The organism is Methanospirillum sp. (assembly GCF_028679455.1).
Lineage (GTDB): Archaea > Halobacteriota > Methanomicrobia > Methanomicrobiales > Methanospirillaceae > Methanospirillum.
This window is the reverse complement of sequence record NZ_JAJRBM010000381.1, coordinates 1-10,689: the sequence shown is the minus strand read 5'-3', so window position 1 is coordinate 10,689 and position 10,689 is coordinate 1. Positions and strand designations below refer to the sequence as shown.

At 48.4% G+C, this 10,689-nt stretch carries 12 protein-coding genes; 5 read left to right on the top strand and 7 right to left on the bottom strand.

Annotation, left to right across the window (positions count from 1 at the left end):
• A partial coding sequence (locus tag LUQ50_RS12990) for a hypothetical protein (RefSeq protein WP_300040327.1) occupies window positions 1-215 on the bottom strand: 215 nt, incomplete at its 3' end.
• Between the two features lie 107 nt (window positions 216-322).
• Between LUQ50_RS12990 and pyk the strand changes: the two genes are divergently transcribed.
• Window positions 323-1,774, top strand: a complete 1,452-nt coding sequence (gene pyk, locus LUQ50_RS12985) for a pyruvate kinase (protein ID WP_300040325.1) — start codon at window positions 323-325, stop codon at window positions 1,772-1,774.
• Window positions 1,775-1,785: 11 nt separating this feature from the next.
• Here pyk and LUQ50_RS12980 read toward each other — a convergent pair whose 3' ends face one another.
• Complete coding sequence (locus LUQ50_RS12980; protein WP_300040323.1) at window positions 1,786-1,989, bottom strand: hypothetical protein; 204 nt, start codon at window positions 1,987-1,989, stop codon at window positions 1,786-1,788.
• A 234-nt stretch (window positions 1,990-2,223) separates the two neighbouring features.
• On the opposite strand from LUQ50_RS12980, the gene LUQ50_RS12975 reads away from it, so the two are divergent.
• From LUQ50_RS12975 to LUQ50_RS12960, 4 genes are all read left to right on the top strand, one after another.
• Window positions 2,224-3,270 carry an ATP-binding protein gene (locus LUQ50_RS12975; protein WP_300040321.1) on the top strand — a complete coding sequence of 349 codons (1,047 nt, stop codon included), beginning with the start codon at window positions 2,224-2,226 and terminating at the stop codon, window positions 3,268-3,270.
• 76 nt (window positions 3,271-3,346) lie between these two features.
• A complete protein-coding gene (locus LUQ50_RS12970; protein WP_300040318.1) occupies window positions 3,347-3,751 on the top strand; it encodes a pyridoxamine 5'-phosphate oxidase family protein in 405 nt (134 codons plus the stop codon).
• A gap of 74 nt (window positions 3,752-3,825) precedes the next feature.
• Window positions 3,826-4,560 carry an ABC transporter ATP-binding protein gene (locus LUQ50_RS12965; protein WP_300040330.1) on the top strand — a complete coding sequence of 245 codons (735 nt, stop codon included), beginning with the start codon at window positions 3,826-3,828 and terminating at the stop codon, window positions 4,558-4,560.
• Between the two features lie 22 nt (window positions 4,561-4,582).
• Window positions 4,583-5,560, top strand: coding sequence for an ADP-ribosylglycohydrolase family protein (locus LUQ50_RS12960; RefSeq protein ID WP_300040316.1), 978 nt, complete (start codon window positions 4,583-4,585; stop codon window positions 5,558-5,560).
• On the opposite strand, the gene LUQ50_RS12955 is transcribed toward LUQ50_RS12960, so the two are convergent.
• The 5 genes from LUQ50_RS12955 to LUQ50_RS12935 are packed head-to-tail and all read right to left on the bottom strand — an operon-like array spanning window position 5,547 to window position 10,444.
• Window positions 5,547-5,822, bottom strand: a complete 276-nt coding sequence (locus tag LUQ50_RS12955; protein WP_300040314.1) for an AN1-type zinc finger domain-containing protein — start codon at window positions 5,820-5,822, stop codon at window positions 5,547-5,549. The genes LUQ50_RS12960 and LUQ50_RS12955 overlap by 14 nt on opposite strands.
• Before the next feature lie 36 nt (window positions 5,823-5,858).
• Window positions 5,859-6,863 carry a DUF1848 domain-containing protein gene (locus LUQ50_RS12950; protein ID WP_300040312.1) on the bottom strand — a complete coding sequence of 335 codons (1,005 nt, stop codon included), beginning with the start codon at window positions 6,861-6,863 and terminating at the stop codon, window positions 5,859-5,861.
• A 31-nt stretch (window positions 6,864-6,894) separates the two neighbouring features.
• On the bottom strand, window positions 6,895-7,374 hold the full coding sequence (locus tag LUQ50_RS12945) for a GNAT family N-acetyltransferase (protein WP_300040310.1): 480 nt from the start codon (window positions 7,372-7,374) through the stop codon (window positions 6,895-6,897).
• Window positions 7,371-8,168, bottom strand: a complete 798-nt coding sequence (locus LUQ50_RS12940; RefSeq protein ID WP_300040308.1) for a response regulator — start codon at window positions 8,166-8,168, stop codon at window positions 7,371-7,373. Before LUQ50_RS12940 ends, LUQ50_RS12945 begins: the two co-directional genes overlap by 4 nt.
• Window positions 8,117-10,444: a PAS domain S-box protein gene (locus LUQ50_RS12935; RefSeq protein ID WP_300040306.1), complete on the bottom strand. Its 2,328-nt coding sequence runs from the start codon at window positions 10,442-10,444 to the stop codon at window positions 8,117-8,119. Before LUQ50_RS12935 ends, LUQ50_RS12940 begins: the two co-directional genes overlap by 52 nt.
• Window positions 10,445-10,689: the final 245 nt, after the last annotated feature.

Genomic DNA, 10,689 nt, shown 5'->3' with positions numbered 1-10,689 from the left:
GCTGCCGCAGCCTCGCCGGAAGCAGTTAGTTTCACAAACCCTGCTTCATCGATCACCAGTTCACCACAATCCACCAGGAGCTTTATGGTGGTCTGAACATCTGGCAGACTTCTCTGCACCAGACCGGCAATATCTTCAGCGAGTGGACTTCTTTGGTTGCGTGATTCAAAACGGATCACTGCCAGAAGAAGATCTTCACGCTCTGCCGGTTCCATGAGATCATGGTTATCTTCGACGGGTTTTAAGCAGATCGAACCTGACAACCATCAGTGCTCCCCGGACAAACGCTTTTGACTAAATAGCATGACAGGGATGTACTGATATGACGAGCGGGACAGGTGCAGAAACTGGAACTCCTCCGGGACCCGGTATCAGACTAACGCGAATCATCGCAACAATCGGACCGGCTTCTGCTGATATCGGGACGATCAGAGCGATGATCCGCGCCGGGATGGATATCGCCAGACTCAACCTCTCGCATGGCACCCTGCAGGATCATCAGGAGACCATCTCACGAATACGACTCGCAGCAACTGAAGCTCGAAAGCTGGTTGCTATTATGATAGATATACCGGGACCAAAACTCAGGGTCCGCTCGATGCCTGGACCAGAGATCTCCTTCTTCCCTCAGGATCATGTTGTCCTCGCTTCAGAACCTGATGCCGGGGAACTGGGAATCGGACCGGCTTCGTATATTCCCCAGATGTGTGAAGGTGACACCATGCTGCTTGCTGATGGGGCAGTCACCCTGACCGTTACTTCGATCGGGCCATCAATCCGGGCTGAAGTTATAACAGGTGGAACAATCCGGCAGGGTGCAGGCGTAGTAATCCCAGGACGCAGGCCCGATATTCCGTATGTCAATGAAGAACTGAAAAAAAACCTCTCTTTTGCAGCAGAACTGAACCCAGACTTCATTGCACTCTCTTTTGTAGGATCAGCAGGCGATATTACCACAGTTAGGGATATTCTCACCGATGACCACAGAATCATTCCACTCATAGCAAAGATCGAGACCAAACTCGCGGTCGATCTCTTTGATGAGATCCTGGAGGCTGCTGATGGGATCATGGTCGCCCGGGGTGACTTAGGAGTGGAGCTTCCTATCGCCTGTGTCCCGCATGTCCAGAAAGAGATCATCAGGTCTTGTAACTGCGCAGGCAAACCGGTGATCACCGCAACCGAGATGCTGGAATCCATGGTTGAGCATGGAAGACCCACCAGAGCTGAAGTGACTGATGTTGCGAATGCTATCGTAGACGGCACCGATGCAACCATGCTCTCTGCAGAGACCTCCATTGGAAAAGATCCTGCCAGGGCAATTGCAATGATGGCAGAAATTGCGTGTGAGACTGAACGACATCTGCCGTATCGTCAAATTCTGGAGGAACGAAAGGAATGGCATGGATCAGGTCCGTCTGAGATCATCAGTTACAGTGCCTGTTACCTTGCCAATGAACTTGCCAGCCGGGCCATTGTCGCATTCACCAGATCAGGAATTACTGCTGAACGCGTATCACGCTGCAGACCCGGAACTCCCATCCTCGCTATCACCCCTGATGAACAGATCGCGAGAAGATTGTTGAACAGATGGGGAGTTATTCCCTGCATCCATGCACCAATCCATACCGCTGACGAACTCTTCTTCATCGCACTCGAACTGGCACATGAACATGATCTCACCCGGAGCGGAGACCGGCTTGTCATTATTGCAGGGAACTTTGCAGGGATCCAGGGTAGAACTAATATGATCAAGGTTCAGACAGTTGCCTGAACCCTGGGTTTTCAATCAAAGAGCGGATCCCGGAACCGGCCTGACAGACCTGAAGAACCGGTTTTTTCCTGCAGTTTCTTCGATGGCCGGTTTCCCCTGATTACCGAAGGGATGAGGGCAAGAGAGCAGACTTCTTCATCTGGATCCCATATTGCACAGCGAACCATGATACAAGGATCCTTATCAAATGGGCAGAGTTTTTCTGGAGGAATCATATCATCAGGTTGTATCTCTAACCGGATAGTTCGGGTACCTGAACCTCACATGAGAAATATTAGACTCAATCTGCGCTGAGCATACTCTTTCATGGATTTGGGTTTCCGGGTACCCGGGATCAAATCCATAAGGTTTTACCTTCTCTATTCACAATTTTTCTGAATAGTGGTTACTTTCGAAAGCAACGTTCCTTAAATGATATTATGAATAGTCTGGACACAAAAATCACAGGAATGGCTTTTCGGTGCCGGGCAGATGCGGCACTTGGTTTCGAGCATGTTGATGAGGGATCCAAACGGGTTACCGGATACACACACGCCGATCTCGTGGAGACAGGTATGATATGCCTTCCTGATCTGGTAGCACCGGCTGGACGCGATGCGGTAAGACGACAGATACAAGATGCAATTAACAGGCAGGGGTCATTTGCCATACCATTCAGCATGCTCACCAAAGATAGGACCCAGACAGACGGACTGCTCATCGGACAGGGTATGTACTCAGGTCCCCTGACAATCACCGGGATTGAAGGATACATTCTCAGAATGCAGACACCAGTTCAATCATCATCGGGATTATCAACGGAGATGTATGACAGAATAGGTCATGTTCCTTCAGATGACCACATTGCGAACCCTGAAAAAGGATCAGAGAAGAGGATTCGGATACCCGAACCAGATCCCGAAGCGATGAGCGGGCTTATATCAGGAGTAAGAAACAGCCTGCAACTGCTTGAACAGGTGATCAGAATGAAAGCCGCTGCGGCAGCTACCACACCGGTTGAGATCAGGGATCTACAGGCATTCACCTATACGCTTGATGCCCATTATCAGAATGTCTCTATCCCTTTAGGATCAGACCGGATCCCGGCTTGTGCATATTTTCGTGCCATTACATCCAATTTCAGCGAGTTATTCGCTGATCAATTGAATCAGGTAACCGTTACAACCCATTGTGAGGATGACCAGACTATGGAAGCGGATGCAAGCATTCCAGTCGGGATGATGGTTACCGAACTGTTGATAAACTGTGTAAGACATGCATTCATTCCGGGAGAAGCGGGCAGGATCGAACTCTGGTTCACTCGTGAAAATGATATGTATAATCTTGAAGTGAGAGACTCAGGAAGAGGGCTGCCTGATGAAGTATCCAATGGCCAACAGATGGGAAACGGTCTGACTATGGTGGAAACCCTTGCAATGCAGGTTTCGGGAACGGTACATTTTTCAAACGACAAGGGAGCAAAGGTCAGGATCAGTTTCCCTGAAATATCACCATGATCTGACATCACTCCCCTTTTTTTCTCTTGCTTCAATCCGAAGATTAATGAGATATCGGGGATATCTTTTTACTACTATGCCAGCACTAACTCCGGAAATTATTGAAGCGTTTAACGCACTGAAGGTCTTCCCCTTCGCAACTGCTTCAAAGGATGGCGTTCCAAATGTTGCTCCGATGGGATCGGTATTTCTCATAGATCCTGAAACAATCTGGGTCGGAGATAACTTCATGCATAAGAGTCTTAAAAATGTCCTCGAGAACCCAAAGGCTGCCCTGTATCTGTATGGTGCAGGAGCAAAAGGGTGTTACCAGATCAAGGCAGATGTGACGGTAAAGACTTCAGGGCCTGAACACGCCCGCATGACCGGGATGATACACGAGAAGAAACCAAATCTTCCCGCAAAATCGCTGCTTATTCTTAAGATCACCAGTGTGTTTGAATGCATGCCAGGTGCAGACGCAGGCAAACAGCTCCTCTGAAGATCCGAAACCAGTATTTACGATCCGGCAAACATCAAATGGCCTGAAGACTGAAACGTATGAGAGAGGCATCAATGCTTGAGTTACAGGATCTGCATGTCACCGTAGGAGACCGTGAGATTCTTCATGGAATCAATCTGCATATCGAACAAGGTGAAACCCACGTCCTCATGGGACCGAATGGTTCTGGAAAATCCACTCTCCTGATGACGATTATGGGGTTTGATGCCTATAAAGTCACGAAAGGGAAGATCCTCTTTAACGGAACCGATGTCACCGATAAACCGGTCCATGAACGGGCGCGACTCGGAATGGGAATTATGTTTCAGCGTCCGCCAACGATTGCAGGTCTGAAACTTGGAAAGATGCTCTCCGCGATCAATCAGAATGAAGCGGTAGATATGCAGGCCGCTATTTCCAGGATGAACATGAACGAGTTCATTGACCGGGATATCAATCAGGGATTTTCAGGTGGAGAGATCAAACGGAGTGAGATCCTGCAGATGATGATACAGGATCCTTCATTCATCATGCTGGACGAACCTGAGAGCGGGGTAGATCTGGAAAATATCCATCTGATGGGTGAATCTATAGCATATCTGCTCCAGAAACATCAACGATTTGCAAACAGGAAGAACAGTGGATTGGTTATCACACACACCGGATATATTATGGACTATCTGGATGTGGATAAAGGCCATGTGATGATCAACGGTGAGTTCAAATGCCACGGGAATCCCCGTGAAATCCTGAAACTAATCAAAGATAAAGGTTACAACGAATGTCTTCGCTGTGACAAGATCGTATAACCTGATCTCCAGTTCCCCTGATATGACTGGTTCTGACTCCTCCCACTCATATACCTCCTTTTCTTCTGCAGACTTCAGCCCGGGAGCACGAATGATGGTTGGTATGGCCATCGGAGATGCATTCGGGGCACGGTTTGAGAATCTGAACAGGCATGAGATCAGCCTTCCAAAGGGTCCACTCACCTATCAGAACCAGAACCGGTATACCGATGATACTCAGATGGCAATCGCAGTAGCCGAGTTGCTCATCTCTGGAGATCCATTCACAGATGAAAATCTGGCCCTTGCATTTCTGCATGCGTACAGGAGGGATCCCCGTCCTGGCTATTCCCCGCTCACCACCAGTATGCTCTGTGGTTCTGCAGACAGCGCTGCATTTCTGCACTGGCTGTCAGATGACGAGATCAGGGAGCGGAAGAGCGATGGAGCGGTTATGCGGGCACTTCCCCTTGGATTCATGACTGATCGGAAAAAGGTAGTAGAATCAGCCATCACAAGTGCCAGGATCACCCATAATCATCCAGACTCAGTGGCTGCAACGGTAGGTGTTGCACTCATCGCTCATGAGCGGTTTTTCCGGAAGAGAATATTTGCAGATATCATCCGTGACCTTCCCCGAAGCATTCCGAATCTGAACCCAAGTCAATTAGCATATCTTTCTGGGATTATCTCAGTGGGATTGAATCCGGAGGTAATCCTTGGTTCGTACGCAGATTACGGAGTCCCTTATACCGAATCACTCATCATGCTCGGTGCAGTAATGGCAATCCTTTCCATATGTGGAGAAGATCCAGACTACGCTTTGCGTACATCAATCCTGTTTGGAGGAGATACCGACACCACCGCAGCACTGGTTCTGGGTGCCGCCCTCATTCATCCTGGAAAGGACACCTTGCCAAATCTCCTATTGACAGATCTGGAAGACGGAAGATATGGGAGGGACTTTCTGATGGATCTTGGGGATCGCTTAAGCGCGAGGTTTCCAATTATACGATCCTGAATATCCAGACAAACAGGATGATCAGGAACAGCATCAGGACACCACCGGCGATCAGACTTTTCTGATCAGCCATAATCCGGCTTTCAGGTTTTCGCGATAAAACCTTCTGTTTTCCCGGGTTAGCATTTCGCCACTCAGCAATATTCGGGCAGGCATGATTAAAGGGGAGGCGGTGTGCAGGGCAGAATGTTCCTTTACAATAGGTACAGGTAAATGCAGAGCCCCCTGATACACTGGTTCCGCAGAACTCACAGTCCACCATCTGATCCATAATTGAGCCTGCAAGCCATAAAGTTGATCAGTACTCAGGGACGATGGACTCAGGCACGAGGCCCTGACTTCTGGCCTTTTGGTGGAGCAGGTATCTGGATGCTACCACCTCATCGCTCCGGTTTGCATAACAGTACCGGCACTGGTGCAGACAGGTTGAGTACTCGCCAACATCCTTGGCAACAATACAGGTACAATGCTCACGCTGCCCGGCATCTTTGCGGGCACTTCGATCCAGCCAGGAAATGAAATCAGGATCACCTGATGCAATCCTGCGAAAGAGCCGGTCATCGATACAACGACCCTGTATAATACCATATGAAAGCAGATCCAATTCCTGGCAACATGCCATGACCTGAATCCGGTATGGTTTTGCACATTGCTCCAATACCCGGGCGAGAGTCAGTTTTTCTTCTCCAGTGAACTCTCTGACTGCGGTCAGCCCATACCTGGCCATATTTCGTGTAACCCCCCGGTATCCGGCAATATCCACATAACTGAAGACCATTCGTTCGCAATACGGTCCAAGCCGGGCGAACAACTCTTCAATTCGAACGAACAGGGATTCAATTGTCAGCGTATCTGAAAGCAGAAGCGGATCAAACCGCCAGATGACCCGTTCCTTTCCAAGTCGGCGGCTTAGGTCCTGAAAATCGTGAATGCGCTTCTCCAGCGGGGGCACCCTGAGTTCGTACCCGAGGCCTTCATAGTCATTCAGGGTAACCTGCACGTAATAGTGCAATGAGAGGGCATCGATTGCATCAACAGATGCGAGAAGTGAACCCGGGTCCTTGGTCCAGAAGACGGCAGCCCTGGTTTTATCAAAAAGGACCCGTTGTCTCCGGTTCTGGCGATATGGATTCTTCCATATGACATATCCCTCATGATACCGGTGGAGAAACCAGTCCATATAGAATGCTGGAATATCGGTTGCCCTGCTCACTGAGATAATAACAGGATGAATATCGGTGATAACCACTCCGCCTGTGGGCTCTGTCGGTTTTCCCCCGAGGGTTACCTGCTGGTCACTCACTATTTCCACAAGCACTCATCACCAGATCTGATTATCGTTCATACCTCATCGGGATATACCCACACATTCGTGAGAAGCCAAATTTCCGGTAGAAGTATTCGGTCTGCGGCCCTCCAATCGTCCCGATCCAGGTGATCCCATGTTCTTTACAGATCGCAAGAAGAGATCTTACTATTGCAGAGCCAATACCATTCCCTTCCCATGAAGGAAGGACCACAATATCCTGCAGGTAAGCGTCTGACACTCCGTCAGAGATGAGTCTCCCCATCCCAATCCATGAACCGTCAGGAGCGGTAGCTGCAACAAAAGCAAAACTCATCTTCACAAGAGCAGAGAGATAGCGATCGTCCCATTCATCCTGCCACCAGTCTCCTGCCAGATACAGGGCTTGCATGTCACCAGGTCGTGCCTGGGAAACCCGGGTTATCAATACAGTTCCGGAGGAGGTCAGTATCTCATAATATACGCTGTCAGTCACCGGTCTCTCTGCACTCCCTGAATGATCATTCATAGAGATCCGGTATCAGGAATAATCACCAGAATATACCCTTGAATCCGGCTTTCTTCACCGATCAGAAATCCTGCCTGTATAGATACATGTTGAAACGTCCCATCCCACCTCCTGATTGCAGCGGAACCTGGCAGGATAGATACTCCGGCAGGTGAAGAATCATCAGGCAGGGAGGTTCCAGAATAGACCCAGTTTGTGATTCTGGTTGCACAGAGATCTTCCTGATTCGTTCCAAGGAGTGTACATGCCTCTTGGTTTGCCCGGATAATTATTCCCCGTGGACTGATAACGACTGCACATACTCCAGTGAGATGGGTCAGATCAGACTGTACCTCCCGGACGATCCGGTCGGGACGTATCCGCCGCCGAATCTCATGCTTATGCAGGGCAAGTTCGATTGAAGAATAAAGTTCCCGATCCTTGAATGGTTTGATCAGGTATCCGGATGGGCTGACAGCGATAGCCCGCTCAAGAGTTGCTTCATCTGAATGAGCAGTGAGAAAGATGACAGGAAGATCAAACCGGTCAGTAACCTGACAGGCAGCTTCAATACCATCCATCTCTCCTTTCAGCCTGATATCCATCAGGATCAGATCAGGATCATGCTCTTCAACGAGTTTGAGTGCATCGAGACCGGTTATTGCCTGACCCACAACGGCATACCCGAGCCGTTTCAGGGTTGCTGCTATCTCGAGCGAAATGACCATCTCATCTTCTACAATTAGAATCCTGCTTCCCTTCGTCATGATGATGTTTCCTCTTCGATCACAGGCATCGGGATAGTGAGAATACATACTGCCCCTGGATCATTCTTCCATGCAACGGCTCCACCAAGCTGGAACACCAGACCACGAATCAGTTCGGTACCGAGGGTGGTGGAACTCTCACCGGTAAAACCCTCCGGGTATCCACGCCCACTATCGGAAACCGTCACCTGTAATGATCCCGCCTCATTCAGAATATCCACTCTGATCTCTCCCTGTTGATCAGGATCAAAGGCGTACTTCATACTGTTCATAATCAATTCATTCAGAATCAGACCAAGGGGAATTCCAGTATTGATATCAACAAGAACCGTGAGATTGGACTGCAAAGAAAATGCTATTCTCGATTCATCGGTATCAAATTCGCTGATAACCCTGCAGGCTAGATCCCTGATATAGTCATCAAGCCTGATTGAAGTGAGTTTTTCGGTCTGATACAATTTTTCATGGATCACTGCCATCGAATAGATTCGGCTTCGGCAGTCTCTGATAATCTCCTGCACCTGGGGATCTTCAACCTTAAAACCCTGTAATTTAAGCAGACTGATGATAATCTGCATATTGTTCTTAACCCGGTGATGGATCTCACGAAGCAGAGTCTCTTTCTCACGTAATGATACCAGCATGCTGTGTTTGAGTAGTTCTTCGCCTGCTTTGATCTTTGCTTCCGCTTCAATGCGTTCGGTAATATCCCGGGCCACCGAGAGCAGAACCGGACTACTCTCCATAACGACCCGGTATGTTATCAGATCCACGGGTATCGGACTCCCACCCCTCCTGATAACATAGGTCTGTATCACTGATCTTCCGGATTCAGCTGCTGCAACACAGTGAGAATATACCATTGCCTGTTCGTGTTCATTTGGACAGAGGGAGGGGAGCGTACAGGAGAGGATCTGATCCCGGTCCAGGTTCATAACTTCACAAACTGAATTATTTATCTCAATAATCACTCCTCCTTCTGCGGGGATCCGGTGAAGAATGACGAGATCTCTGATATTACTGAAAAGACTACGAAACCGTTTTTCACTCTCTGCCAGGGCTCGCCTAGCCCGATGCTGATCAGTGACATCGATCACATTCCCGATCAGAAAATCCAGATTATCACCAGAGATAGAGGAGATGTAAATCTCAAGACAGATCACCTGGCCATCTGCCCTGATACCAGCCATCTCAAAATGTCGTGAGGGAAGTTCTTTTGATTTGATCCCACGAATGATTCTGATAATTTCGGTATGATCCCTGGGATGAATAAGCCCAAGGAGGTTTTTCATATCACGGAACTCCTGCATGGAATACCCAAATATCCCGCATATTTTGGGATTAACATACAGGAATCGATTGTTCTGGATGATAAAAACACCGACCAGAGACTCTTCTACCGGATTTCTGAATACTTCCTCGATATACATCCGGTATCTGGCAGAACCTATGACACGTGCAGCCATCCGAAGAGCACTAACCTCTTCAGGACTGAAGACCCGATCACTACTCGTATCAGTAATCCCCAGTACTCCCCACCATTCAGTTCCAAGAAAGACCGGGATCACCAGGATGGTCCCGATATCTGCATTCTGTAATGGAATAAGATCATCATCTGCCGGTTTTTTTACCCAGGCCTGAATCTCTTTATTATCGGCAAGTAATACTGCCTGCATTGGGTTCTGCCACCATGCATGAATCAGACCGGAAACTTCAGCTCCGGCGTTGCAGGGGTTCATCTCCCAGACTACCGGATCAATCACCGTACCAGATACAGTTTCATTTCCCGCTTTGGCAACAAATACCGATGAAGCATTTGTTGCCCTTCCCAGATGACCCAGCACCTCCTGCATATCTTCCTGCCATCCATTCCCTTTGAGCAGGCGTTCGGCTGCATAACTGATGGCTGCAAGAATTTCCTCTTTTCTCCGTGCTGACTCTTCAGCTTCATGCCTCCCTGAGAGAATATGAATTTTATGGGAGAGATCAAGAACCTGCACCTCAAAATCATCAGCCTTGTTCTGATAAAAGTCTGCACCGGCGTTCAGTGCAGCAATGGCAGTGTCTTTACTGTCATTTCCGGTAAGCATAATGAAGGGTAACCGTGGATAGAGTGCTCTGATATGCCTGAGCAGTTCAATACCATTCATTCCAGGCATATCATAATCAGAGATGACAACCAGAACCTGGTTTTTTTTCAGGTATTTGAGAGCTTCTTTCCCGGTACTACAGGTGTGAACCAGAAATTCCCCGGTTTCCTCAAGGTACATCTGAAAAAGACTACAAATTTCTTTATTATCATCGATAAAGAGTACCGGTATCATCCTGCTCTCCATACGGGGTTGCGATACAGGCAATAGGATCAAACCCCACCTTCATGAAGGAAGAGACCATTGCTATCACATAGACGTCGGAGCATTACTACATAACATCTCTGTAGTGGCAAGAAGTGAATCGGAAGCAGTCGATCAGATTCAGAAAAAAGAAAAGAACCCATTTTCAGGGATACATACTACAAATGTTTAGAGATCAATCCCGTACTTTTCTGCATTTGCGTCTGCAATCGCCT